We start from the raw sequence: 26,736 nt of genomic DNA on the forward strand, positions 1-26,736 counted from the left end.
CCAACAACCAACAACCAACAACCAACAACCAACAACCAAAGTCTGTCGACTTCAGCTACGGTGTTGGCGACTTATCTTGCCGGCGTCGGCGTTCGAATCTTCGGCCCAGCGGGCCGGCGAGGATCGCCGGCAGCAGCGCCAGGTCGCCGATGATGGCGGCCAACAACAGGGCGACCATCAACCAGGCAAAGTGCAGGATCGGCACGAACGAGCTGGCCGCAAAGACCAACAAACCGCCACAGCAGATCAGCGTCGTGTGCAGCATCGCGCCGGCACAGCGGTGAAACGCCAGCCGCAGCGACGCCAGCCGTGAGCGGCCCTCGCCGATCCCGCGGCGGAACCAGGTCAGGAAGTGCACCGTGTCGTCGACCGCGATGCCCAACGCCGCACTGGCCGTCATCACCGAGCCGATCTGGATCGGGATGTCCACCCACTCCAGACCCCCGAAGACGACCACCGCGGGAAACAGATTCGGAATCATCGCCAGAGCCGCGGCCCAGACGCTGCGAAGGACCACGACCAAGACCACGGCGATCACGCCGAAGGCCGCCAGGAAGCTGCGGAACAGGTCCTGCAACAGCTGCCGCTGGGCTTTGTAGATCAACGGGATCACGCCGGTGTAGGTGCCGCTGGCCTCCGCAGCGGCCAATATCGGATCGATCTCGCCCCGCAGCCGTTCGGCAAACAGGCCGTAGTCCAACTCGCCGATCGCCGGGGCGCGCACCGTGATCCGCCACAACCGTTGCTCGTCGGTGTCGGTCACGTAGCCCGTCTCGCGCAATCGCTCCAGCGTCTCCGGGCGGTTGATCATCTGCCGCCGCGCCACATCGGCCACCCCGCCACGACGCGGCAGGGACGGCGAGAAATTGATCGCCGACATCGTGGCGACCGAATCGTCCATCGCCTGGATGCGGCCCTGTACCCGGGCGACCGTGCGAAGCTGCTCGACCAGCGACTGGTCGCTGTCGCGATCGATGTGGACCACCACCTCCAGCGGCACCATCGGGCCGATGTTCTCTTCCAACCAGCGGTAGTCCTGAATCGCGGGACTACCGGGCAAGAAGCGGTCCTGCAGCCGTACCGTCGATTTCACACGGGGCAAGCCGACCGCTCCCAGGGCCATGATCGTCAAGCACACGACCAACACCCACCCGTGACGGCGGATGATGAAATCGATCACCCGCTCGCCAAAGTCCCGTGTGGTCACCGCCGTCGCTCCACCGTGGGCCCAAGCCAGCTCCGCCGCGTCTTGATCGGCCTGTGTTTTGTCCGTCGCGTTCTCGCCTGCGGCGGTTTTGCCAGCCGGTGTTTCGCCTGTCGCAGAGCGTTTTCCCGCCGGCCGCACACGGAACACGGTCAGCGCCGCGGGCATCAGCACAAACAGAACCGCCACCCCGGCCACGATCCCCGAGGCGGAATAGATGCCGAAGGTGCGGATCGGGTCGATCTTGCTGAGGACCAGCGAAGCCAGCCCGATGCCGGTCGTCAGAGCGGCCAACGCACAGGGCAACCAACCGTGCCGCAACGCTTGGCCAAGGGCGGCGGCCGGCGAAGCGTGCTCGAGCGCATCGCGGTAGTAATTGGCCAGATGGACCGCCGAGGAAATGCTCAATACATAAACCAACGGCGGCAGCATCGTCATCAACAGATTCATCGTGCCGCCGGTAAAGGCCAAAATGGCCAGCGACAACAGCGTGCTGTAACCGGCCACGGCCAACACGATCACCGCCATCGCCACCGAGCGTAGCCGGATCGTGGCGATGATGAAGGAGAGCAATCCCGAGACGCCGGCCAGCTGAAACAACAACCGCCGGCTCTCGCGGTCGATCGCCGCGGCGTCGACCGTGGGTCCGCCCAGCCGCAGCGATTCGGCGTCCAGCCCCGGCACCTGCTGGGCTTGTTCGAAGATGGCATCGACCGTTTGCACGCGATCGCTCTTGCCGGGTTCGGACGTCGACAACACCAGGCACGTCGTCTGAGCGTCGGGGCCGACCAACACGCCTCGCAGGCGCCGCGCGGCCGCCCGCTCGCTCAGCTCCAGCGGCGGTTGCATCAATCGCTCGATGACGGCGGGACCGGAGCGCACGCGTTCGAACCACGGCGAGGCTCTCAGGCCCGAGGCCATCGCCTCCAGCCGCGGATCCTCCAGCGTACAGCCGGGCCAGCTGACCACGGCGATTTCGTCGCTGCCGAACTGTTCGAGAAACCAGTCATAGCGATCGGTTTCGGCGAAATCTCGCGGCAACCACTGGCGGGGATCGTTCGACGTGCTCCGCAGCGCCAACAGGGCTCCCCAGACCACCAGGGGCGCAGCGAGTAGTAAGACCGCCAAAGTCCATTTTGCGGAGGTGGTTCGAGAACCTGGCGTCCTGCTGCCGGGCGTGCTCATGCGGTCGCGAAACACTCCGGCAAGAACGCTTGCAGCTGCTCGGCAAACGCATCCGGACGTTCCCAGTTGGGCGCGTGCCCGCACTCTTCGATAAAGGCCAGTCGCGATCCGGCAATCCGCCGCTGGAACTCCTCACCGGTCGACGGCGGAGTGATCTCGTCGTTGCGGCCCCAGATGATCAACGTCGGCAACTGCAACTGACTCAACTCGTCCTCGACCGTACGATCTCGCGTCGCCCGCGAAACCCGCAGCAGGAAACGGACGTAGTCGCGGTCCGACAGAGCGGCGTGCCAGTGGTCGACCAAGGCGTCGCTGACGATCGACTCGTCGTACAAAATGCCCTCGATGGTGCTCCGCACGAAGCTCCGCGTCGGTTTCGCTCGCAGGCCCCGGATCGGGCTGCGTTCGAACAGGCCCGCACTGCCGGCCAACACCAACCCGCTGGCCATCTCCGGATGCTTGACGCACAGATCGATCGCGACCAAGCCTCCCAGGGAATTGCCGCACAGGACGACCTGGTCGAGTTCCAGCTGGTCGACCAACTGCTCGACCGCCTGGCTCAGGTCGCCGATCGTCTGCATGCCGTGGTGTCGACGGCCGGGCTGGGGGTCGATCGGCAACTGCGGGGCCACCACGCGGTAGCGGTCCGAGAGGGTTTCCATCACGTCCAGCCAGTGTTCGGGCGTCCCGAACAATCCGTGCAGGAAGAGGATCGTTTCGGGCCCTTCGCCCAAATCGACCACCTGACTCAGATCGATCGGGCAACATTGCCTGGGCTGTTTCGCGGCCTTGATTCTAAGCATCTATCGTACACTTTCGTGATATCGTGGAAGAGGCTCACTCGCGATCCCCTACAGTCCGCCGGGCCCCATCATAACGCATTCGTTCTCTCGCTCCGCCTTCGCGGCGGGCTGCGGCCATTGTTTCTTTACCGCACGGCGAGACAAGGCTTGCCACAGTCCCCGCCGGCGCGCCCAAAGCAACTCGCGCCACCAAGCATGGGTTTTATTGTTGGGCGTTGGCAAGTTAAATCAAGGTGAAATGAGATCTCCCCCCCGCTACCCCACCGCCGGCGGACGCTTTGAAACGCTGCCACGGATTGTCCGGATTCTGCCGATCGACGGCTTTGAACAGGAAACTTGGCCAGGGCCGCCCTTGCCAACCGCCCGCTCGGGGCAATGAAAGATTGCAAGCATAAGGTGACAGCATTCGCGCACCAGATGGAAGAATGCAAGCATCACGTGAAAGAAAGCTCGCACTCACCGCTCACAGGTAGTGGAACTTCAACCGGCTCATCAAGGCCGGTACGCGGGCGGCGTCGGGACGGCTGATGGCCAGCTTGAGCTGGCGGACCAGGGGTTCGGCGGCGGGCAGTTTCGGTTCGGCCGCGAGAATCGCTTCCTGCGCTTCCTCGTAGAAGTGTTGGTCGTCGAAACAACTGTACGCGGTCGCCGCGATGCAGGCCAGGAACAACTGCAGCGTCGCCTCGCAGCGGCGACTGGCCAAGGCCAGCAGCGCCCGATCGAACCATCGCGACGCGGCCTGCGGCTCCTTGTCCTGCCACAGCACGTAGGCGCGGTACAGCCCGATGTCCGGCCACGGTTCGCCCTCGTACATCGCCCATTCGGCGCGGGCATCGAGGTAGCGCCGGGTCAGCGGCCGGAGGGGTTCGCTTCGCCCGAAGGCCGCCATCGCATGTAGCAACAAGCGATGCCGATAACGGTGGTGCTTGGGTCGTTGGTTGGCCAGCAGTTGATCGACCAGAATTTCCGGATCGCCCAGCGCGTCGACCAATCGCTGATACCACTGGTCGCAGCGGGCGTCGATGGCGTTGTGCGCCCGATAGGTTGCGGGAATCTCGCGCCAGCCCACGAGACTGGGCAGCGCTTGCTGGGCGGCTTCGACCAACGCGACCGCTTCCTCCAACGCCAGGTCCGCTTGGCGGTGGTTTTCATTGGCCGCTTGAAAACGTCCCAGACTGGTCCAGACCTTGGCTCGCAAAAACCGCGGCAGGTACCCGAAACGCTCTTCATCGATCCACCGCCGCGCGATCGCCGCGGCCCGTTCAAACTCCAGATGTTCGGCCCACACGCCGGCCAAGTGCACGTCGCATTCGATGGCCAGTTCGGGCACGTCTTCGAGGGCTTGCCGGCGGATCGCCTGGTACTCGCTGGCAACCAATGCGACGCGGTGTGGATCGCCATCGTAATTGGCGCTTTGAAACTGCACGGCCGTGGCCAACAGGCGCGCGCGAATGCCCTGTTTGTGTCTGGGGATCGACACGACGCGGCGCGTCACGTCGACGGCTTTTTCCAGTTTGCGGAGATCGCGACCGGGATGTTGGTAGCGGCGATCGAGCGTCTCCAGCAACCGCAGCTGCAGGTCGTGGCGATCGACCAACCGCCGCCGCACGTCCTCGACCAACAGTTCTCCGATCCGCGTCTGACGCAGCTCGACCGCTAGATCCAAAAAGTTCTCGACGTCGCCGTTCTCCTCCAGGTGCTCCAGCCGCTTCAGCCGCTGGACCAACAGCATCGACAGCGGCACGTAGCCCGGCAGCTGTTTGTACTTGGCGACCTGGCCGAGTTCGCGGTTGGCCTTGGTACTCTCTCGAGCCAGATAGGCCAGTTGATCGGCGTAAGCGATGTAGCTGTCGATGCGGTCCAGGTCGTACCAGGCCACCTCGCGGATGTCGTAGCGTGCAAAGCGTTGATGGCCGCGGAGCAGACCGCGATAGAAATCGGTCTGGTCAAAGCCGTGCGGATGGCGCGAATCATGATCCATCCAGATCCGCAGCTGAGCCGGCTCGCCATCGACCGGCAACAACCAACCCAGCACGATCTGGATGCTGGCCTGCAGCAGATCGTCGTAGTGCTGGCTGGCTTGGCCGTGGCGATCGTCCAGCCGGATCGGCATGATGAAGGGCATGGCCCGCCGGCAACGAAACAATTGTTCGAGGATCTCGTAGGCTTGCGGCGAGGCGTAACGATGATCGCGAGCGGCCGGCAAGACGTCGAAGTCGGGTGCGGCCCCCTGCCAAACCACTCCCGCGATCACCCCTTCACTGCTTTGCGGCGAGTTCTCTTTCTCGGCCGCCTTGCCGGGGCCGCCGGTCAGCGGCCAGGTTTCGTCGATACAGATCAGCAGCTCCGAACTATCGCGTCCCCAGTCGGTGGCGCTGGGCATTTCCAGCCGGGCTCGTTCCAGCCGCTGTTGGGCCCGGCGAGCTCGCGTCAGTTTCGGCGACGGCTTGGGACGACTCGTCGCCTTGGCACGGGCGCTGTCCTGTGACGTCGGTCCTGTTGGTTGCTCTTTTTTGCTTCGCTTCTTCGTCTTGGCCCGCGACTTCGCCTTGCTTTCTCTCGCCGCTTTCTCTTTCTTTTGCTTGGCCTTTAGCGCTTCGCGTTGTTCGACCGGTTCCAGATGCGAAATGTTGGCGTCAAAGGCGGTCATCAACGCGTCGGGAATCGAAGCTTCACGCAGCAGGCGGCGGGTGCGATGGTAGGCGCTATCGGGTTTAGCAAAGGACGGATCGAGCACTTTCGAGCGTTCACTCTGAGCTCGCTTGAGGGCGTTGGCCTGAGCCTTGGTCGGTTGCCACTGAAACAGGCTCTCGCACTGCCAACCGGCGTCGCGCAAACGGCCCAGCAACGGATCGAGTTTAGGAGCGCGTTTGCCGCTGACGCCGCTCTCGATCAATAGCGGCACGACTCGCTGCCAAGCTTTCCACCAGGGCGGCGGCGACGTCGCGTTCATGGCGCGTTACTCTCCACACGTTCGCCACCTTCCAGAGCCACGATGTCTGTCGCCTCCTCCACCGGGCGTCCGCAGAGGCGGACGATCCCGTACAGCACCACCGCGCCGGCCAGCAAACTGATCCAGGGTGAAACGCCCAGGGCCGCGGGCACCGTCCCCAGGGCAACCGCCACGGCGGCCGCCGACAGGGCGTAGGGCATCTGCGTGCGAACGTGCTCCACGTGATCGCATCCGCAGGCTCGGCTCGAGAGCACCGTGGTGTCGGAGATCGGCGAACAGTGGTCGCCGAAGATGGAGCCGGCCAACACGCTGCCGGTGGTCGTCACGACCAAGGGGTCCAGCGGCCCGGCGCCGGACAGCTGGAGAGCCAACTGGACGGCCAGCGGTGTCAGCAGTGCCATCGTGCCCCAACTGGTACCGGTGGAAAAAGCGACCAATCCCGATACTAGGAACACCGTCGTGGGCAGCAGCGCCGCCGGCAACCGGTCGCTTAACACCTCGCCCAAAAACCCGCCCGTATTCAATTGCTCGTCCCCGGTCATCGCCGACAACGTCCAAGCCAACCACAGCACGACCATCGCCGGGGCCAGCTGCCACATTCCGGCCAACGACCCCACGGCGATTCGCCGGGCCGTGCTGCGCCGCGGGCGGGTGATCCACGTGGCCGCGATCGCCAGCGTCCACCCGACCGCACCGCCCGCGATCAAGGCCAAGTAGGAATTCGCGTTGCCCAGCACCTCGCCCCAGCGTCGCAGTCCACCGGCCGGCGCATCGTCTTGGCCGGCGACGACCGCTGCCCCGGTGATCCACAACACGCCGGCGACCGTCAGCACGCAGGCCAGAACCGGCAGCACGGCCGCCAACCACAACCAACCGCCGCCCTGCGACGCGTCGACCGTGTCGGCGAAGACCGTGCTCTCTCCATCGCGATCGCCATCGTTCGCTTCGCCCAACCAAGCCCGTCGTTCGGCCGTCCGCATGGGCCCAAAGTCACGGCCGGTGCGGGCGATCAACACCACCAAGACCAAGGCGAACAACGGATAAAAACGATAAACGATCGAATGCAAGAACAGCTGAAAGCCGCTGACCGCCGAATCGGCCGGCAGCCCCTCGCCGATCAGACTCACCTCGGTGGCCACCCAGGTGCTGACGACCGCGACGCCGGCCACCGGTGCGGCGGTCGAATCGACCAAGTACGCCAGTTTGGCTCGGGAGATCCGCAAGCGGTCGCAGACGCGGCGCATCGTTCCGCCCAGCAACAGCGTGTTGGCATAGTCGTCGAAGAACACGCCCAGCCCCAGGGCGGCGACCAATGTCTGACCGCCGCGGCGCCCCGCCGCCCGCCGCGTTAACCGCTGCATCAACGACTGCATCGCATGGCTGGCTTCCAGCACCCCGATCATCGCCCCGAACAGCAGGGTGAACGCCAACACCTGCGCATGGGCGGTGTCGCGAACGGCTTCGTACAGAGGGACCACCAGCTTCAGAATCGCCCGCAGAACCACCGGCCGCGACGCTTCGTTCTCGGCCAGGGGCAAGCCGGCCGCCAACAGTCCGGCTCCGACGACGATGGCCAGTCCCAAAGAAGCGATCACCCGCCGCGAGACAATTGCCAGAATGATCGCCACCGCCGATGGCAACAGACTGAGCAATCCAAAATCGACGGGTTCAGCGTTGGTCACAACAGATCACCGCGGTGGATCCAGAACCGAGCAACACAACCGGCCAAGCCGCCGCCGAGTTCGGCCCCGCCCTGATGCAGAGAAGCCACGCGGTACACCCGGCACAGTCCCAACCCCAGACCGCGTCCGGCTTCGCGCCCGCTGTAATAAGGATCGAAGGCGTGTCGCCGCGCTTCCTCGCTGACCCCCGGTCCGCTGTCGGCGACTTCCACCGTCAACCGGTTGCCCTCGGCCGCGCAGCGAGCCACGATGCGGCCATCGCTGCCGACCGCTTCGAGCGCGTTTCGCACCAGGGCCGCGACCGCGTCGTGCAGCAGGGCCGGGTCAGCATGACAGAACAATGCGTCGCCAGCGGCAACATGCAAATCGATCCGCACCCGCTCCGCTTCGGCCTGCGCCTGCGCGACCACGTCCGCAACCAAGGCTTGCAGGTCCAGTTTGACGGGTCGAGGCCGAGGCGGATGGGCGAAGAACATCACGTCCGAGAGCATGCTGTGGGCACGCATCGCCTGGGCCACCACACGCTCCAGCGATTCGACTCGCTGGGGATCGGATTCGTCGGCCTGCAACTGTTGGCTGCGGGTGACGATGTTGGCCAGCGGATTGTTGATCTCGTGCGTCAGGCCATAAGCGAACTGTTTCAGCGACGCGAGCTTCTCGCGGGCCAAGCGTGCATCAAAACGCTCGCGCAGGCTACGTTCTCGGCGGACCAATCCGGCCAGGCGATGCAGCGAGAGTGTCGGCGCGGCGTACTCGAGTGGCTGGGTTTCGGCTTCCGCCCACATCTCGTCTGGATCACGCGCCTCGTCTGGATCACGCGTCTCCTCTGGATCACGCAGGCGAGGCCAATACGACTGCCACGATGGCGGCACCGGCGGCCCCAGCACCCGCAACCACTGTGGCGCCGTCAACAGCCGATCTTCCAGCGGCAACTGTAAAGCTCGCCTCGCCAATTCCTGCCAACGCCTTCGGTGCCCTGCATCGACGCCGGGCGTGTGCAGCTGGCGATCGGCTTCACCCAACCACTGCGGCAGACGGCGCAGCAGACGATCGGCCAACCGGGGCACGGACACCACGTCCGGAGGGCGTCGTCCGCCTTCGGCACCGCGCAGCACCGCATAGATCAACAGCGCCGGATCGGCGCGGAGTCGCTCGCGCAGCGCACCGCGATGTCGCTCCGCGGCGGTCTCAGCGGCATCGAGCAGCACGTCGGCCAAGAGGTCGGCCGTGGACTTCTCCAGCGGCAACCACCATCGGCTTCGGGACCACCGCAAGCAGGGCAACAAACTCATCGAACTCGACGGGATCCTTCTCGCTGTCGAACACAGGGGCCAAGTGGCATAGGCTTCCAGCCTGTGAAACGAGCACGGCAGCCCGCCCCAATAGTAGCACGTCGCAACATTTAATTCGGCTTTCCTCTCCCTCTGGGAGAGTCGGGCTCTTAGGCCCGGAGAGGGTTTTCGTAGGGCCCTCCCCGGGCCTAAGAGCCCGACCCTCCCGCTGCGCGGGAGGGTGTTGTCGCGGGGTTTCACCGAAAGATTCATGCCGACGTGCTTAGCTCGGCTGGGACAGCCGAGCTGCTTTCTTTCTCGGCTGGGACAGCCGAGCTGCTTTCTTTCCGGGCTGGTCAGCTGGAAACGTTGCGTTCCAGATCGACCAGTTCGCAGGCGCGGTTGACCAGGTCGTCGATCGCAAACGGCTTCTGCATGAAATCGTTCGCGCCGGCTACCTTCAATTCCTCGACCTTGTCCTGTTCGACCATCCCCGAGATGCAGAGGATCTTGACCATGTCCAGGGCGCTGTCGCTGCGCACCCGCTGGCAAACCTCTTTACCGTTGATGTCCGGCAGCATCACGTCCAGGACCACCAGGTCCGGACGGAACTCGCGAACCTGCATCCCGGCATCGAAGCCGTTGTTGGCGGTGCGGATCTCGAAGTTTCCGTCTCGCTTGAAACCATCACAGATCAAATCCACCAGATCCTGATCGTCGTCGACGACCAAAACCTTCTTCTTTCCGCTTTCCAGCGCATCGGTGGGGATCCCGTTTTCCTTCATAAAGGAAAACAAATGATCCCGCGGAATCCGCCGGAATTTGCTGCCCGGTACGCGGAAGCCCCTCAATGAACCGTTGTCAAAACAGCGAATAATCGTTTGCTGGCTGACCTTGCAAATCTTCGCTGCTTCGCCCGTCGTAAACACCGTTTTGGTGGTCATGGCAGAAATCATCCTCCCTGCTCGCGGCGTGCTTGTCCCTAAAATCAGACCTCGTTTAGCAAATCTCCGTTTCTCCGCACTACCCCAATTCATGGGCAAACTGCGCCGAAACCGCAAGCAGCAAGAATTCCCGCTCCTGCCTTGCTTCCCAAATTTACCAAACCTGCGGAATTATACCCGACGCCCCCCTCGGGTCAAGATCGAAATATCCGGCGCAAGCCCTTGCGCCGCAATCACTTACGAACGAAAGCAGGAGAAAACGTGGCGGATTTTAGACAAAGACAGGCGGTCTGCGGAGCTGCCCTAGTTCGCCCACCTTACGAGGATCGCTTGCCATCCAGGTGGGCCATCACCAGGGCGATGTCCGCCGGCGTGATCCCGCTGATCCGGCGAGCCTGAGCGAGGGTCAGCGGCTGGATCTCGCTGAGCTTCTGCTTGGCTTCGTTGCGCAGCGGGGTGATGCCGTGATAATCGAACGCCGGGGGGATTCGCCGCGCCGCCAACCGCTGCTGTTTGGAAACCTCCTGCTGCTGCCGGCCGATGTAGCCGGCGTACTTGATGTCGTACTCGACCTGCTGGGCCGCTTCGGCGGGGACTGCGGCCAGCTCGGGAATCCGCTGTGTCATCTCTTCCCAGCCGACCTCGGGCCGCTTGAGATAGCGATCGGCCGGGGCGGCTTCGATGCGGGCCGCCTGCAGGATCTCCACCGCCCGCTGCATCTGCTGCTCTTTCTCCTCCAGCCGTGCCAGGCGAGCCGCGTCGACCAGACCGACCTCGTGGCCGCGCCGGGTCAAGCGCCGATCGGCGTTGTCCTGCCGCAGCAGCAAGCGGTACTCGGCCCGACTGGTAAACATCCGGTAGGGCTCGTCGGTGCCGGCGGTCACCAGGTCGTCGACCAGGACGCCGATGTAGGCTTCGTCGCGCTCCGGCACGTAGGGTTCCTTGCCCGCGCAGCGCAGGGCCGCGTTCGCCCCGGCGATCAAGCCCTGCCCGGCGGCTTCTTCGTAGCCGGTCGTGCCGTTGATCTGTCCGGCCAGAAACAAGCCGCGCACCCGTTTGGTTTCCAGGTGCGGCCACAGTTGCGTCGGTGGGCAGAAATCGTACTCGACCGCGTAGCCATAGCGCATCACCTGGGCGTTTTCCAGCCCCGGAACCAACCGCAGGATCTGGTCCTGGACATCGCGGGGCAAGCTGGTCGAGATCCCGTTGACGTACACCTCGTGGGTTTGGCGGCCTTCGGGTTCGAGAAACAATTGGTGCTGGTTCTTGTCGGCAAACCGCACGACTTTGTCTTCGATCGAAGGGCAGTAGCGGGGACCACGCGAATCGATCTGGCCGCTGTACATCGGCGCCCGGTGCAGGTTGTCGCGAATGATGCCGTGGACCCGATCGTTGGTATAGGTGATGTAGCAGTCCAGCTGGGACTGCGTCAGGCGATCGGTCAGGAAGGAGAACGGTTGCGGTTGCTCGTCGCCGGGTTGCCGTTCGGTCTGGGCCCAATCGATCGTGCGGCCGCTCAGCCGGGGCGGCGTGCCGGTCTTAAAGCGTTCGATCTCAAAGCCCAGCTCGCGCAGAGCACCGCTCAGCCCGGCCGTGGTGCCCTCGCCGGCTCGGCCGCCGGCGGTCTTTGCTTCGCCGGTATGCATCACCGCTTGCAGGAACGTGCCGGTGGTCAGGATCACGCACGGTGCCTGATAGGTGGCTCCGCCGCGAACCTGCACTCCGCGGACCACGCGATTCTCTTCTTCGCCCTCGGTCCACAAGCTTTCGACCGTTTCCTGACGGAGGTCGAGGTTGGGTTGGTCCTCGACCTGCCACTTGATTTCGTTCTGATAGGCCTTCTTGTCCGCCTGGGCCCGAGGGCTGTGCATCGCCGGCCCCTTGCGGCGGTTCAGCAACCGGAACTGGACGCCCGTGGCATCGATCGCTCGGCCCATCAATCCGCCCAGCGCATCGACCTCGCGGACGATCTGTCCTTTGGCCACACCCCCGATGGCCGGATTGCAGCTCATCTGCCCGACGGTGTCCAGGGTCGTGGTCAGCAGGGCCGTGTGAGCCCCCATCCGGGCCGCCGCGGCAGCCGCTTCGGTGCCTGCATGGCCGGCTCCGATCACAATCACGTCGTAGGGGTACACCGTTTCAGGCATGCAGGATTTTCCTCGCTAAGGACATAGGCTTTGGTGCCTCTGAATATGCGCCCTTTTCGCTGTGGGGAAAGTCCAACTGCAAAAAACCCTCGGGACCAAGCCCCCCTGTGGCATAGGCTTCCAGTCGGTGAAGACCGAATCACAGGCTGGAAGCCGATGGCACTAACTCGCCCACAGGCTGGAAGCCTATGCCACTGTTCACAGGCTGGAAGCCTATGCCACACGCCCCGTCGCTTGGGTGGTTCTCACGGGGCCTTTCCTGGCCGGTGGGTGGTTTTGCTCAAGCCGGACAATCCGCCCAGCCGAACCTAACCAGAAGAACGGCGGATGGTCCTGGGATCATTGCGCCGGGGACGACCGACGCGGCCGCTCGATCGATCATCCCGTTCATCTCCGTCAGAGAACCTCGCGGTGGAGGCATTGGCCCGAATCATGCGAAAACATCTTCGAGCGATCCTGGCAGCGACCTCGGTCACGGTGCCCGCCGCCGCCCTGGCGCAGGGTCCCGGCTATGGTCACACCGCGGCCGCCCATGCATCGGTGAGTCAGCCTTCGGTGAACCAGGCTCTAGGCCCGGCAGGCTCGGCAACCGCGGCGGCCCAGGCGCCGGCGGGCATCTACCTGAACATGAGCCAGTTCGAGATCCCGTTCAGCGTGGCGGCGACCGGATCCCAGCCCCAGGAAGTCCACCTGTACCTATCGCGCGACGCCGGGGCTCACTGGGAACTGGCCGCTCGGCAACCGGCCACCAGCCGCAACTTTCCGTTCTCCGCACCGGCCGACGGGGATTACTGGTTCGCCACCCGCACGATCGACAGCTCCGGCGTGGCCCATCCCGCCGGTCCGGTCCAGCCGCAGTTGCGCGTGACCGTCGACACGGTCAACCCCGATCTGGAGGCCCGCGTCGATGCCGATGCGGGCGGCCAGGTGATTGTGGATTATCGCATCCGCGACCTGGCTCCGATGGCCGAAAGCCTGCGGATCGAATACATGTCCGACGCGGTGCGTCAGTGGATTCCGGTGGAATCCGCCTCGCAGCCCATCTTTCGCCAACAGGACGGTTCGGCCGAGGGTCGCATCGTGTGGGCTCCCCAAGCGGACTGGCGACACGTCTATGTCCGCTTGATCGTTCGCGACCGCGCGGGCAACCAGACGGTGCTGTCGCGACAGGTCGAAAAACCACGCATGGCCACTCAGAAGCCACCGACCCAGCTGGCCAGTTCGCCGCTGCTGCCGCCGCCCCCACCGCCCAACGACGCCCCGCCGATGTACGCCAATCCGGCGGCCCTCGAAGCGATGGCGGCTCACCGCACGGCTTCCGGACCGCTGACCGGCCGCCCGCCCCAGAGCGACCTGCTCAGCCAGCCCTTCAATCCGGTGGCCGCCAGCCCTGCCGCTCGGCCCGCCCCCGGTGATCGTCAGGCCGCCGGCGGAGTCGCTGGCGGAACCCCGGCCCCGACCTTTGCCGGCCACGCGCTGGCCGCTGGCGGAACCCCGGCAGGCCAACAGCCGACGCCGCCGCAAACCGCCCCCGCTCGGACGGAGAATCGCTCGCAGCCGACCATGGCAGACCGGCGTCCCGCCCCCACCCCGGCTGCGCCCGGCGCCAATCCAGCTGACGCCCCCGCTTCGGCGTACGTCGCCGATGCCACGCCCCGCACTCCGATGCGAGGCCTGGATCGCGGGTTCGGCGAGGACTTTCAACTGACGCCGGCGACCGGTGCCCGAGCGGACGCTGCGGAGTCCCCGGCCGGGCCAGCCGCTGCGAAGCCCCAGCTCCAACCACGCCCCGCCGACGCTTCTGCTCGCCCCGCCGACGCTTCTGCTCGCGCCGATGACGTTTCTGCTCGCGCCGATGACGCCGTTCGCCGCCCCGAGGACGCACTGCGCCCGATCCCGTTGGACGAGTCCAGCGTGAACGACTCGGCCGCCCGCCCGGGAACCACAGCGAACCGCTCGGCAACCACAGCGGGCCGCTCGGGAACCTCCAGCCGAACCGTGTCGCGTCCGGCGAAATCGGTTTCCTCGGTCGAACAACTGCCGGCCCCGGCCGCGGTACCCGACACGCTGGCCACCACGACGACGGCCGGTTCGAACGAGGCGCTCGAACAGAACCTACGGATCGAGCAGAACCTACGGATCGAGCAGAACGGGGCCGGCGAACAGAACCGGCGAGTTGATTCGGCTCGCGATTCCGCTTCAAATTCCGCCGCTCGGCCGCGGCTGGACAGTTCCTACCGGGTCTCGATGCAGCAGTTGGCCGCGACGGGCGCGGCCGTGCGGCAGAGCGACTCGCGGACCTTCAGCTTGGAGTACGAGCTGGAAGCGGTCGGCCGCCAGGGCGTCGACAAGGTGGAGCTGTGGGCGACCAAGGACGGCGGCCAAAGCTGGGACTACTGGGACGTCGACCCCGACGGCCAGAGCCCCTTCGACATCATTACCGCTGGCGATGGCGTTTACGGCTTCCGCATCGTCGTGGTCGCCGAGAACGGTCTGGCCAGTCCCCGGCCCAAAGCCGGCGAGAACGCCGACATTTATGTCTTGATCGACACCACCGAACCGCAGGTCCGGATCACCGGGGCTCGCTACGGCGAAAACGACGACACGGGCAAACTGTTGATTCAGTACGAATGCGAAGACCCGCACGACAACCTCGCCAGCCGGCCGATCACGCTGAAATTCGCCGAGCGTCCCGAGGGCCCTTGGACGACGATCGCCACGGGGCTGAGCAACGACGGCTTCTATGCCTGGCCCGCCGACCCTCAGTTGCCGTCCAAGATCTACCTGCGGATCGAGGCCAGCGACCGAGCGGACAACATCGGCCGTTACACCCTGGACCGTCCGATCGCCGTGGAAGGCCTGGCGCCGCGAGCCCGCATCCGCGCCTTCCAGCCCGTGCGAGACGAGACCGCCGCCGCCCCCCGAGGCCGGTTCAAGTGAGCCGTTTGGGCGCTAGCCCACGGTCACCACCATCAGCCGCAGGGCGCTAGCCCACGGTTCCTACGCGCGACACCTCGCGATGATCCCGCACCACACGGAACCGTACGCTAGCGCGTTGCGGCTGATACCCACGCCGCCCAAACGGCTCATACTTGCTCGTCGTCCCCGATCGGTCATACTCGCAGGGTCCATTCCTTGCCTTCTTTCCTCGGCGCCTTCGATGCCCCTGCTGCACGCCTTTGATCTTCTCACCGAACCGCCCGAGGAAGCGGCGCTGCCGCCGGTCGTGCTGCTGATCGGCAACGACAGCACGCTGCGTTCCTGGTGCCGGACCCAGTTGTCGGCCGGTCAGGACGAGAGCGAGGTCGAGGGCGACACGGTCCAGTGGGGCGATCTGCGCGACGACCTCTCGACCGCTTCGCTGTTCTCCTCCGGGCAACCGCGCATGGTCGTGGTCCGCGGCGGCGACGCTCTGGTCAAACGCTACCGCACCGAATTGGAAGACTACGTCGCGGCGCCCAGCAAGGCCGGCCGGTTGCTGATGGAGATCGACACGCTGGCCTCCAACACGCGGCTATACAAAGCGGCCAGCAAACAGGGCTGGCTGGTGCAGTGCAAGCCGCCCACGATCCAGTCGGGTCGCTCGACGCGCCCGGACCACGGCCGGATACGCTCCTTCCTGCAAAAATACATCGCGCCGCGACATCGCTGCCGGATCACCTCCACCGCCACCGATCGCCTGCTGGACCTGGTCGGTGACGACATCGGCATGCTGGATACGGAGCTGGCCAAGTTGGCGGTCAACCTGCCGGTCGACGGCGAGATCACCGATGGCCTGGTCGACGACGTTGTGGCCGGTTGGCAGGGCAAGACGATGTGGGAGATCATCGACGCGGCGGCTTCGGGCAACGCGGCCGTGGCCCTCGAGCACGTCGATCGTTTGATGGGCAGCGGCCAACGGCCGATCGCTCTGCTGCCACAGCTCGCCTGGTCCCTGCGGCGGCTGGGCATGACGACCGCCGCGGTCGACGCGGCCGAACAACGGGGCCGAAGGATCGGCTTGTCCGACGCCCTGCGCACCGCCGGCTTTCGCGGTCGACCGCAAGACCTGAAACAGGCCGAACAGCAACTGAAGCAGCTCGGCCGCGAGCGAGCTCGCCAGATCCTGCCGTGGTTGCTGGCCGCCGACCTGAAACTCAAAGGCAGCCACAGCAGCGAAGGCCGCGACCGCTGGGTCCTCGAAGAACTCTTCCTCCGTCTAGCCCGCACCCGCTGACCGCCCAGTGGCATAGGCTTCCAGCCTGTGAAAAGTAGCACGGCTGTCTCAGCCGTGAACCAACACACGTCTCGGCTGGGACAGCCGAGCTACTCTGTGGCATAGGCTTCCAGCCTGTGAAAACCAAACAGACTCCCATGACCACCCTGATCAACGCCTACGGCACCCTGCTTGCCCCCACCCCGGTCGACTTTCCCTGCGACGCCCTGCACCACCGCGACCGCAGTGCTGCCGAACTATCCGAACACCTCAACCAATTCATGGGCTACGTCTCCGCCGGTGGCCAGCGCGAGATGACCGCGTCGCTGTACGCGGTGCTGCGGCATCTGCAGCGAGTCCAACACCAGTGGTCCTTTGAGGTCGATGCCGATCAGCGCGAAGCGGTCAGCCGGTGGGCGTGGCGAGCTAACGCGGTGCTGTTCTACCCCGATGGTTCGATCCGCGATCCGGACCATCACGTGTTGGTCGATCCCGAGACGGGGCTGCCCGCCGACGCGGCGCAGCTGCCGTTTCCCCCGGAGGCCCGGCAGCGAAAGGCGCAGAGCGAGCTGCTGCTGCGAAACCGCTTGATCGACACGCCTCCTGCCCTGCCCCCGGTGGTGGCCGAGAGCGAAGTGCGACTGCGAACGGCCGAAGAGGTGGCACAGCGGGCGATGGCCCTGTTCATCGTGGCCGTCCGCGCCGAGTCGCTGGCTTCGGGTCAACCGATCCCGGTGGAGAACCTGCAAGCTCGTTCGCCGCTGGCCTTCGCGGCGCTGAGCCCGCAGGAGAACCAATTCCTGGCCACGGACGAGCCGGACCAGCAGAGTGTGATGCAGGCGGCGTGGCGTTACGAAGCCCTGTTCTCGTTGCAATGGGCGCTGGGCCTGCACGCCGAACTGCCGTTTCCCGATACCATCTGTGAAGTGCCCGTGGTGGCGGAGACGATGCTGCCGCGGATCAATGAAGCGTTCGCCGCCGGTGCGCAGCTGCGCGAGACATCGGAGATCCTGGACGCCCTGGACCTGCACCAGCGGCTGCTGTGGGCGGCGCGGCAGGCGCATCAAAACCAGCAAGATCCGCCGGCGGCCATCGACGGCGGCGTGATCAGCGAACGGCAACACGCCCTGAACTGGCTGGTACGATTCGAAGACGCCCCCTGGGACGACGTCGACATCCCCTCGTAAGCTCCGCCCCCGTCGCAAAGCAACGGCAGTCGGTTCCCAGTTGCGAAGCAACGGCAGTCGGTTCCCAGTTGCGAAGCAACGGCAGTCGATAGCTTGGTGACGTCAGTCCCAGGTCACAGGCCCAACGCGCCCCCAGAGTTGCGAAGCAACGGCAGTCGGTTCCCAGTTGCGAAGCAACGGCAGTCGGTTCCCAGTTGCGAAGCAACGACAATCGATAGCCTGGTGACGTCAGTCCCAGGCCACAGGCCCAACGCGCCCCCAGAGTCGCGAAGCAACGGCAGGTGGCCAGAGCGACGTCAGTCCGCCAACCACCTGCCGTCGCTTCGCGACTCCGGAACGCGCGGTGGTGGGACTGCCACCTCGGACTCACGTCCGAGGCTATCCCCTGCCATCGCTTCGCGATTTGTGCCGCCTGCCGTCGCTTCGCGACTCCGGAACGCGCGGTGGTGGGACTGCCACCTCGGACTCACGTCCGAGGCTATCCCCTGCCATCGCTTCGCGATTCGTGCCGCCTGCCGTCGCTTCGCGACTCCGGAACGCGCGGTGGTGGGACTGCCACCTCGGACTCACGTCCGAGGCTATCCCCTGCCATCGCTTCGCGATTCGTGCCACCTGCCGTCGCTTCGCGACTCCGGAACGCGCGGTGGTGGGACTGTCACCTCGGACTCACGTCCGAGGCTATCTCCTACCATCGCTTCGCGATTCGTGCCACCTGCCGTCGCTTCGCGACTCCGGGCTGTTCAGCCGACAATCTCCTCTTCGAAGACATACTTTCGGTCGAAGGGAATCTGGTGTTTGGCCAATATCGCAAGGTACTCGTCCTCGAATCGCTGGGTTCGATGATGAGCTTCTTGATCTTGAATGTAATCCTTCACGGCCTCGGCCCTGGACTGGCTCACCGAGAACGCTCCATAACCTCGTTGCCATTGAAATCTCCCGGGCAGGCACGTCAGGTCAGTGATCCAACGCGAGGAGTTAGCTTTGACCATCTGGATGGTCTTAGATATCGCGAAGGAGGGATTCGTGCGAACAAACAAATGCACATGATCCTCGATCCCTCCAGCCTTCAGCAGCGACGCCTTGTGTGACTTCAGCGTCCCACCCATGTAGGCGTACATGTCCTCCCGCCAAGCAAGCTTCAACCATGGTCGACGATGCTTGGTCGAAAAAACAACATGCAACAAAATGCCATGGTGCGTTGACATAACGGATCTGCCCCCATTTCACGAAGTCCGATGAGATGTCCTAAGACCATCCACGCATTCTAAACGCGATACACGCAGGTTCCCAGTTGCGAAGCAACGGCAGTCGATAGCCTGGTGACGTCAGTCCCAGGTCACAGGCCCAACGCGCCCCCAGAGTCGCGAAGCGACGGCAGTCGGTTCCAAGTTGCGAAGCAACGACAGTCGATAGCCTGGTGACGTCAGTCCCAGGTCACAGGCCCAACGCGCCCCCAGAGTCGCGAAGCGACGGCAGTCGGTTCCCAGTTGCGAAGCAACGACAATCGATAGCCTGGTGACGTCAGTCCCAGGTCACAGGCCCAACGCGCCCCCAGAGTCGCGAAGCGACGGCAGGTGGTTCCCAGTTGCGAAGCAACGACAATCGATAGCCTGGTGACGTCAGTCCCAGGTCACAGGCCCAACGCGCCCCCAGAGTTGCGAAGCAACGGCAGTCGGTTCCCAGTTGCGAAGCAACGGCAGTCGATAGCCTGGTGACGTCAGTCCCAGGTCACAGGCCCAACGCACCCTCAGAGTCGCGAAGCGACGGCAGTCGGTTCCCAGGTGCGAAGCAACGACAATCGATAGCCTGGTGACGTCAGTCCCAGGTCACAGGCCCAACGCGCCCCCAGAGTTGCGAAGCAACGGCAGTCGGTTCCCAGTTGCGAAGCAACGACAATCGATAGCCTGGTGACGTCAGTCCCAGGTCACAGGCCCAACGCGCCCCCAGAGTCGCGAAGCGACGGCAGGTGGCCAGAGCGACGTCAGTCCGCCAACCACCTGCCATCGCTTCGCGACTCCGGAACGCGCGGTGGTGGGACTGGCCACCTCGGACTTGCGTCCGAGGCTATCCCCTGCCATCGCTTCGCGATTCGTGCCGCCTGCCGTCGCTTCGCGACTCCGGAACGCGCGGTGGTGGGGACTGGCCACCTCGGACTTGCGTCCGAGGCTATCTCCTACCATCGCTTCGCGATTCGTGCCGCCTGCCGTCGCTACTCTGGCGAGTTCAGCTACGACCGCGAAGACCACGTTAGTAGGCTTTGGCGAAGACGCCGCGGTGGGCCGCCGGTTTGCCGGTGAAGAAGCACTTGCCCGGATCGTCGTTGCTCTCCTGCGGGATGCAGCGGATCGTCACTTTTAATTCCTTCAGCAGCGGCTGCAGATCCTGCTCGTCGGCAAAGTAACAGTGGGCGAAGCCGCCGTGCAGCTCGGGGTTGTCGGCGTTCTTAGGCGTGAAGTAGGCGCGGAAGTCCGCTTCGTTGTCGATTTCGCAACTGTTCTCTTCGCGCAGCTTCAGGGCGCGTTCGAACAGGCCGCGTTGCATCTCGCACAGCATATTGGCGATCGATCCGACCAGCTCACCGCGGTCCATGCCCTGGCTCTTGCCGGTATCGCGGCGGGTCACGAAGGCGGCGTTCTTTTCCAGATCCTTGGGGCCGACTTCGATGCGAATCGGCACGCCGCGTTTGACGTGGTACCACTTCTTTTCCCCGCCGCGCATGTCGCGGTCGTCGACCTCCACGCGCAAGCGTTCGCCGGCCATCGTCTGTTCGGATAATTCTTTACGCAGCGAGTCGACGTACTCGAGGACCTGGGTGCGCTGCGCGTCGTCGCGGTAGATCGGCAGGATGACGACCTGGGCGGGCGCCAGCCGCGGCGGCAGGACCAGTCCGTCGTCGTCGCCGTGCGTCATGATCAATGCGCCGACCAAGCGCGTCGACACACCCCAGCTGGTCGTCCAGGCGTGCTGCAGATTCCCGTCGCGATCCTGGTACTGGATCTCCTGGGCCCGAGAAAAGTTCTGGCCCATGAAGTGGCTGGTGCCGGCCTGCAGGGCTTTGCGATCCTGCATCATGGCTTCGATGGAAAGCGTTTCCACGGCGCCGGGGAAGCGTTCTTCGGGGGTCTTGATTCCGCGGATCACGGGCATCGCCATCCAGCGCTCGGCAAACTCGGCGTAGACGTCGACCATCCGCTGGGTCTCCTCCCACGCTTCCTCTCGGCTCGCGTGGACCGTGTGGCCCTCCTGCCAGAGGAACTCCGCGGTCCGCAGGAACATCCGCGTCCGCATCTCCCAGCGCACGACGTTGGCCCACTGGTTGATTTTGATCGGCAGATCCCTCCAGCTCTGGACCCATTTGGCGAAGCTGGCGCCGATGATGGTTTCGCTGGTGGGCCGCACGACGAGCGGTTCCTCGAGCGGTCCGGCCGGCCGCAGCCCGCCGGCTGGATCCGGTTCCAAGCGGTGATGGGTGACGACCGCGCATTCCTTGGCGAACCCCTCGACGTGCTCGGCCTCTTTCTCCAAAAAGCTCATCGGGATGAACAGCGGAAAATAGGCGTTCTGGTGACCGGTCTCCTTGAACTTGTCATCGAGCGCACGCTGCATGCGTTCCCACAGGGCGTAGCCCCAGGGTTTGATCACCATGCACCCACGCACCGGAGACGCTTCGGCCAGATCCGCAGCCTTGATCACCTGCTGGTACCACTCCGGGTAGTCTTCGCTGCGAATCGGAGAGATCGCGGTCTTGGGTGCCTTAGCCATACCAGTGTTCCAGCACGTGGGTTTCGAGAAAGAGGTTCTTGTTTTGCCGGGGCATTGTATCGCCCCCAAGCCGATCCGTTTAGACGCTTACAATCGGTTTGCCTTTTCCTTCTGTTGTGCGAAAATAGACCCGGTTTCCCGCTTCATTCGCGTTTGAAAAAGAAGAGTCATTTGATGTCTCGCCACCGCTGTTTATGCTTGTTGCTCGTGGCATTTGCCGTCCCGACGGCCGGCCCTTCGGCCGCGTACGCCCAGTGGTTGGGCGGCGGTCCGCTGGGCGGTTTCCGCTTGCGTCTGCCACTGGTCAGCGTCGATGTGGGACCGGGTGGAGCGACCAGCGTGCGGGCCCCGTTTACGGCCGTCGACACCCCCGGCTACGGCTACGCAAGACCCGTGTATCGCGGCCCCGGCTACGGTGGCCCCATCTACGGCAGCCCCGTTTACGGAAGCCCCATCTACGGTAGTCCCGTCTACGGCAGTCCCAGCGACGGCAGCTCCGCCGACCGCCGTGGTCTCCGCGCTCGGCCCCGCCCCACCGAACCCGTCTACGGCGAACGGCTGCGGAACGAACGAGACCCCTGGACGGCGGCTCGGACCGACCCGGAGGAGCTGGGGGAACTGAGCGATGCGCAGCTGACGGCCCGCTTGAACCAAGCGGCGCAGCGATTCGCCGACGCCCTGGCCCGTCGCGCTTCGGCCGAGCTATGGAGCGAGTTTCTGCGGCCGCGAGAATTGGTCAACCTGACGGCCGCCCAAGACACCGCTGCGGTGACCGAAGTGCTCGATCGCTACGACGGCGTCGTGGCCAATACCGAACTGGCTTGGCTGAGCAACCTGGACGGCTTTGCGGCGACGCGCCGCTACCTGCACCAGTGGCAACTGCGGCAGTTGTTCGGGGATGCGGCCCGCGGCACCGCCGAAGCTCAGCCCCAGACGCCGCCGTCTCCGTCCTTCGAACCGATCGACAGCTTGCCGGCGGCCGAGACGATTCCGACTCCCGAACCGCAGCGGCCCCTCGAACCGCAGCGGCCCCTCGAACTCCAGCGGCCCGCTGAACCCCAGCGGCCGGCCGAACCAAAACCTTCTCCGGACCTCGAGCCGGCTCGACTGCGCATCGAAGTGTAGTGGCACTGGATACGGAAACCACCGAGCCCGAGGCGGCGGCCCAGCACAGCGCCTCGCGGGACGAGATTCGCGACTTCCTGATTCAGGTTGGTTTGCTGCTGCACCGCCACGGCACGCCTTCGCACCGGCTGGAGCGCGTGCTGACACAGCTGGCGCAGTCCCTGGGTGTGGAAGGCGCATTCCTCTACACGCCCACATCGCTGCTGTATTCGCTGCGCGATCGGGAGGGCGAGACGACGTACCTGCGGCGGGTCGATTCGGGTCAGGTGGACGTCGACAAACTGGTGCAATTCGACAACGTGCTCCAGCGGCTGAAGTCGGGCGAGTTGACCGTCGCCCAGACGCGGCAGCGGCTCGATGCGATCGCCGAAGCGCCGCCGCCTTTCCCGGAGTGGACCACGGCGCTCGCCTGCGCGGTGTCCTGTGCGGCGGTGGCCACCTTGTTTCGGGCGACCGCTGGTGAAGTGGTGGCGGCGTCGGCTTTGGGGCTGTTGGTCGCGGGCTGTGAATTCTTGCATCGCCGCTTCGGCTGGGAGCACGGTTTCCTGGAACCGGTGGCGGGCTTTGCGACGGCCCTGGGAGCCCTCTGCTGGGCCCGCTGGGTCTATCCGCTGGACGACCGCTTGGTGGCCCTGGCGGGATTGATTGTGATGATTCCGGGGCTGCGGATCACGGTCGCGCTGACGGAGCTGGCCGTGGGCCATCTGTCGGCCGGTGTGGCCCGCTTGGCCGGTGGTGCCGTGTCCCTGCTGACGATGACTCTGGGCGTGGGCCTGGCTTGGCGCCTGGCCGCTCACTGGCGCGCGCTGCCGCCGCTGCCGGAGTGGCGGGGCGAGAGTCACTGGCAATGGGTGGCCGCCGTGGTGGCGCCGCTGGCCTTTGCGATTTTCTTCCGCGCCCGGTTTCCGCAGTGGCCGATCATTGTGGCGGTATCGGTGGCCGGATTCGCGGCCAGCCGCTGGACCGGCAGCGTGTGGGGCGTGGAAGGCGGGGCGTTCTGCGGGGCGTTGGCCGTGGGTTTTGGCAGCAATCTGTACGCCCGCCTGCGAGACCGTCCGGCGATGGTTTCCCAAACGCCCGGCATCATCGTGCTGGTCCCGGGCTCGCTGGGCTACCGCTCGCTAACAGCCTTCCTGGACCACGAGACGCTGGCCGGCCTGGACTTTGCCTGGACGATGGTGATGGTCGCCGCGGCGCTTGTCGGTGGCATCCTGACGGCCAACGTCATCCTCCCGCCCAAGAGCATTTTGTGACCGCTGCGGATGCGGTCTGGCCGGTGGAAACCAGTTATAATGCTCCCACCCATCACGTCCTTTTGCCAACAGAGAAACGGCCCGATGAACAACGAGCGATTGGCGGGACTGCTGCGAGAGCTGCACCGTGAACTGGAAGCGGCCGAGCCACTGGATGCCAGTCAGGAAGCCCAACTGCAACAGACGCTGCACGAGATCCAGGAACGGCTGGGCAGCGACGCGGAGGAATCCGGTCTGGTGCGGCGGTTGCGAGAATCCGCGCGACACTTCGAAGAGACCCATCCGCGCCTGACCCACACCATCGGCTCGCTGGCCGACGCCCTGGCTCAGATCGGCATTTAGCGCGGACGCGGGACGCCCCAGCCGAACGCGCGAGCGTCGGGTCTCGCGGCAGTGAATGATCTAGCGGCCCGAGCGGAGCAGGACGGGCCAGCCGTAGACTTCTTCGAACAGGCCGCGGTTTTGCCGCATCGCCAACTGCTCCAGCGATACGTCCTGCACGCCCGGCACGACGATCACCATGCGGTTGCGTTCGCGGCTGCAGCGTACCTCTTTGACGCGGCCGCTGCGCGACGCGTTCAGGGCGATGGCCAGCCGCAGGATGGCGGCCAGTTTGGAGACGATCACGCGTTGGTCCAACTGCAGCGTGCCGTAGGGTTCGTGCGAGGGTTGAGGGAAAGCCCGCCGGTGATAGCGCGCCAGCAGCGCCACCAACAACACGTCCTGACGCGTCAGCCCGAACAGTTCGCTGTTGCGGATGATGTACATCGCGTGTTTGTGGTTGCTGCGATCGTTGATCGCGTTGCCGATCTCGTGCAGCAGAGCCGCAACATGCAGGATGACCTCGAAGCGGCTGTCCAGTTGATGGACGTCACGCAGCTGGGCAAATAGTTTGCTGGCCAGTTCGGCCGTGTGTTTGGCAAAGGCTTCGTCAAAGTCGAACCGTCGCCCCAGCGTGGTGGCCGAGCGGATGATCTGGTTGCGAAAATCCGCGGTCAGACTTTCCTGGGCGGCCATCTCTCGCAGCAGGCCATCACGCAGATTCGTGTCGCTGACATGCACGTGCGCAAGCCCGAAGGCCTTGGCCAGCTGGAGGTACGTCAACAGGGCCGGAGCCAAGGTTTCGGCTTCGGCAAAACTGATGCCGTACCGCCGCACGATCTCGTCCTCGTCGCACTCCAGCACCGTATTGGTCAACCGTTCCAGGGCACCGATTGGCAATACCGCCAGCGTGCTGCCGTCCCAGTCAGGGTGGATGTAATGGGCGGCAAAGCGGATGTCGCCGCCGATCGCAATCAATTCCACTCGCGTGTCGAGCCGGACCTGTTCTTGAATCTGGGCCACGGTGCGTCCGATCTGGTTCTCCATGATCGCCCGCCGCTTGGACACCGGCGCGCCGAGCGTTTCCAGGGCCTTGGCCAGCCGAAAGGCGCCCAGTCGATACGTCTCGGACGCCAACACGTTGCTGCCGCGGACGACCAACAGTTCCGTGCTGCCGCCGCCGACTTCGACGACCACCGCTTTGGCCGCGGCCAACGTCTGGTCGCGTTCCAGGTGGGGCTGGATACCCATATAGGTAATCCGGTTGCCCTCGGCTTCGTCGATCGAATCGATCTGCAAACCGGTGGCGATGTACACCCGGTCCAGAAACTGCAGGCGGTTGGCCGCTTCGCGAACCGCACTGGTTGCCACCACCCGGATCTGCTCGGGCGAATGGATGCCGAACTCGCGCAACACCTGTTGATAGGACGTGAGGATCTTGACCGCCTGTTCGATGCTGCGGCGCTGAAAACGCCGGCCGGTAAAGGCGTCTTTACCGAGGTCCACCGGACGGACCAAGCGGCTGAGTGGTTGGATGGAACCGTCGCCACCGATCTGCGCGATCTCCATGCGAATACTGGTCGCCCCGATATCGATCACGGCCACGGTCTGGGGCGGAGCCGCCGGAGTCGACGCGGCTTCCTCACGGGTTTCCATGCGGCTGGAGGAGGTAGTCAAGGCGATCGGTCTCCGTCAAAGAAAAGCGGGCGTCGGCAGGCCAAACACGCAAATGCAACCACTCAAAACTAAAAAATGCCCTCGCACCCGAATCGGTTCATTCTAACGCATCGTGAAGTAACCGGGGCTAACGTCCAAACGGCTCCGGCACGGTTGGTCTGGCCGTAGCGGAAGTCGCCAGACTCGGGACCTGTTCGCCGCCTCCATCCAATCTCTGGCGAGATCAGCGACCCTAACAAAGCCAACCTGGACCCTATCGCGGCTGGCACAGTTCGGGCAAACGCCGCTCGAGTTGCCGGATCAGGTCTTGGGCGCCGAGAAACGGTGCGGCCTGCCAGCCGGCGGCGAGCGCCCCGGCGACGTTTTCTTCTCGGTCGTCGGTAAAGAACAGCTGCTCGGCCGGCACGCCCGCCTGCCGCTGGGCCGCGGCGTAGATGTCCGCCGCCGGCTTCATGTGTCCGACCTCAAAGCTCAGCACGTTCTTCTGGGACCATCCCCAGCACACCGGCCACCGCTGGCGCTGGATCCAGTCCCAGTGAGCGTGGCAGGTGTTCGACAGGATACCGACGCCGATGCCCGAGCGGCGCAGGCTTTCGACCAGGGGCAGGATCTCGGGCAGCGGCGTGAACATGTCGCTCAACAGATCCAGCAGCGGTTGACCGCGGCGGTCCAGCAGCGATTCCGAGAGGCCCAGATTTCGCACCACCTGGCGGGCGAATTCCGCGGGGCTCAGCCGGCCGTGCTCGAACTGGTCCTCCAGACCGCTGTCCCAGACCGCGCGGTACACCGCGGCGGGGGAAACACCGGCCCAGGCAGCAACATTTCGGCAGCCGCGCTGTGGGTCAAAACCCACCAGGACGTTGCCCAAATCGAAATACACGAACCGAATCGGTGCGGAAGGGGTCAAAGCAGAGAGCTCCCGGCGCTGCGAGGGGACTGTGAAAGGGGCCGACTGGCGAGTGCTGGTCAAAACACGGCCCAGGATTTACGATCTTCGATTCGGCCAACCTTATACCCTCACCGACCA

General features: G+C 64.9%; 18 protein-coding genes. 7 read left to right on the forward strand and 11 right to left on the reverse strand.

From position 1 onward, the window contains the following. Positions 1 to 55: 55 nt before the first annotated feature. Positions 56 to 2,332 carry an efflux RND transporter permease subunit gene (locus GE027_RS03910; protein WP_162006564.1) on the reverse strand — a complete coding sequence of 759 codons (2,277 nt, stop codon included), beginning with the start codon at positions 2,330 to 2,332 and terminating at the stop codon, positions 56 to 58. 53 nt (positions 2,333 to 2,385) lie between these two features. Beyond that, positions 2,386 to 3,192: an alpha/beta fold hydrolase gene (locus GE027_RS03915; RefSeq protein WP_153555877.1), complete on the reverse strand. Its 807-nt coding sequence runs from the start codon at positions 3,190 to 3,192 to the stop codon at positions 2,386 to 2,388. Between the two features lie 238 nt (positions 3,193 to 3,430). On the opposite strand from GE027_RS03915, the gene GE027_RS22785 reads away from it, so the two are divergent. Continuing rightward, positions 3,431 to 3,571, forward strand: coding sequence for a hypothetical protein (locus GE027_RS22785; RefSeq protein WP_162006565.1), 141 nt, complete (start codon positions 3,431 to 3,433; stop codon positions 3,569 to 3,571). 84 nt (positions 3,572 to 3,655) lie between these two features. Here GE027_RS22785 and GE027_RS03920 read toward each other — a convergent pair whose 3' ends face one another. From GE027_RS03920 to mnmG, 5 genes are all read right to left on the reverse strand, one after another. Continuing rightward, the gene (locus tag GE027_RS03920; RefSeq protein WP_153555878.1) at positions 3,656 to 6,145 is read right to left on the reverse strand and encodes a hypothetical protein; all 2,490 of its coding nucleotides are present in this window, start codon (positions 6,143 to 6,145) and stop codon (positions 3,656 to 3,658) included. Next, positions 6,142 to 7,827, reverse strand: a complete 1,686-nt coding sequence (locus GE027_RS03925; protein WP_153555879.1) for a Na+/H+ antiporter NhaC family protein — start codon at positions 7,825 to 7,827, stop codon at positions 6,142 to 6,144. The genes GE027_RS03920 and GE027_RS03925 overlap by 4 nt, the downstream gene beginning before the upstream one ends. After that, positions 7,824 to 9,119, reverse strand: a complete 1,296-nt coding sequence (locus tag GE027_RS03930) for a sensor histidine kinase (protein WP_162006566.1) — start codon at positions 9,117 to 9,119, stop codon at positions 7,824 to 7,826. The genes GE027_RS03925 and GE027_RS03930 overlap by 4 nt, the downstream gene beginning before the upstream one ends. 335 nt (positions 9,120 to 9,454) lie before the next feature. Then, a complete protein-coding gene (locus GE027_RS03935; protein WP_202617321.1) occupies positions 9,455 to 10,042 on the reverse strand; it encodes a response regulator in 588 nt (195 codons plus the stop codon). Between the two features lie 317 nt (positions 10,043 to 10,359). Further along, positions 10,360 to 12,189, reverse strand: coding sequence for a tRNA uridine-5-carboxymethylaminomethyl(34) synthesis enzyme MnmG (gene mnmG / locus GE027_RS03940; protein WP_153555882.1), 1,830 nt, complete (start codon positions 12,187 to 12,189; stop codon positions 10,360 to 10,362). Between the two features lie 432 nt (positions 12,190 to 12,621). Between mnmG and GE027_RS03945 the strand changes: the two genes are divergently transcribed. The 3 genes from GE027_RS03945 (at position 12,622) to GE027_RS03955 (ending at position 17,571) form a co-directional block, all read left to right on the forward strand. After that, positions 12,622 to 15,129 carry a hypothetical protein gene (locus GE027_RS03945; protein ID WP_153555883.1) on the forward strand — a complete coding sequence of 836 codons (2,508 nt, stop codon included), beginning with the start codon at positions 12,622 to 12,624 and terminating at the stop codon, positions 15,127 to 15,129. A 220-nt stretch (positions 15,130 to 15,349) separates the two neighbouring features. Further along, a complete protein-coding gene (holA, locus tag GE027_RS03950) occupies positions 15,350 to 16,405 on the forward strand; it encodes a DNA polymerase III subunit delta (protein ID WP_153555884.1) in 1,056 nt (351 codons plus the stop codon). Between the two features lie 137 nt (positions 16,406 to 16,542). Further along, positions 16,543 to 17,571 carry a DUF4272 domain-containing protein gene (locus GE027_RS03955; RefSeq protein WP_153555885.1) on the forward strand — a complete coding sequence of 343 codons (1,029 nt, stop codon included), beginning with the start codon at positions 16,543 to 16,545 and terminating at the stop codon, positions 17,569 to 17,571. A gap of 740 nt (positions 17,572 to 18,311) precedes the next feature. Here the strand turns inward: GE027_RS03955 and tnpA are convergent. Together tnpA and proS are read right to left on the reverse strand one after the other, a co-directional pair. Further along, positions 18,312 to 18,776, reverse strand: a complete 465-nt coding sequence (tnpA, locus tag GE027_RS03960) for an IS200/IS605 family transposase (RefSeq protein WP_153555886.1) — start codon at positions 18,774 to 18,776, stop codon at positions 18,312 to 18,314. A gap of 1,042 nt (positions 18,777 to 19,818) precedes the next feature. After that, on the reverse strand, positions 19,819 to 21,333 hold the full coding sequence (gene proS / locus GE027_RS03965; protein WP_153555887.1) for a proline--tRNA ligase: 1,515 nt from the start codon (positions 21,331 to 21,333) through the stop codon (positions 19,819 to 19,821). Positions 21,334 to 21,507: 174 nt separating this feature from the next. Between proS and GE027_RS03970 the strand changes: the two genes are divergently transcribed. The 3 genes from GE027_RS03970 (at position 21,508) to GE027_RS03980 (ending at position 24,053) form a co-directional block, all read left to right on the forward strand. Continuing rightward, positions 21,508 to 22,458, forward strand: coding sequence for a hypothetical protein (locus GE027_RS03970; protein WP_153555888.1), 951 nt, complete (start codon positions 21,508 to 21,510; stop codon positions 22,456 to 22,458). After that, positions 22,458 to 23,711, forward strand: coding sequence for a threonine/serine exporter family protein (locus GE027_RS03975; RefSeq protein ID WP_153555889.1), 1,254 nt, complete (start codon positions 22,458 to 22,460; stop codon positions 23,709 to 23,711). Before GE027_RS03970 ends, GE027_RS03975 begins: the two co-directional genes overlap by 1 nt. Positions 23,712 to 23,795: 84 nt before the next feature. Further along, the gene (locus tag GE027_RS03980) at positions 23,796 to 24,053 is read left to right on the forward strand and encodes a DUF4404 family protein (RefSeq protein WP_162006567.1); all 258 of its coding nucleotides are present in this window, start codon (positions 23,796 to 23,798) and stop codon (positions 24,051 to 24,053) included. A 60-nt stretch (positions 24,054 to 24,113) separates the two neighbouring features. Here GE027_RS03980 and GE027_RS03985 read toward each other — a convergent pair whose 3' ends face one another. Both GE027_RS03985 and GE027_RS03990 read right to left on the reverse strand, forming a co-directional pair. Beyond that, positions 24,114 to 25,709 (reverse strand): Ppx/GppA phosphatase family protein, encoded by a 1,596-nt coding sequence (locus GE027_RS03985; RefSeq protein ID WP_237607247.1) that lies wholly within the window; start codon positions 25,707 to 25,709, stop codon positions 24,114 to 24,116. 253 nt (positions 25,710 to 25,962) lie between these two features. Beyond that, positions 25,963 to 26,616: an HAD family hydrolase gene (locus GE027_RS03990; protein WP_153555891.1), complete on the reverse strand. Its 654-nt coding sequence runs from the start codon at positions 26,614 to 26,616 to the stop codon at positions 25,963 to 25,965. Between the last annotated feature and the right edge of the window lie 120 nt (positions 26,617 to 26,736).

Source organism: Roseimaritima sediminicola (assembly GCF_009618275.1).
Taxonomy (GTDB): Bacteria; Planctomycetota; Planctomycetia; order Pirellulales; family Pirellulaceae; genus Roseimaritima; species Roseimaritima sediminicola.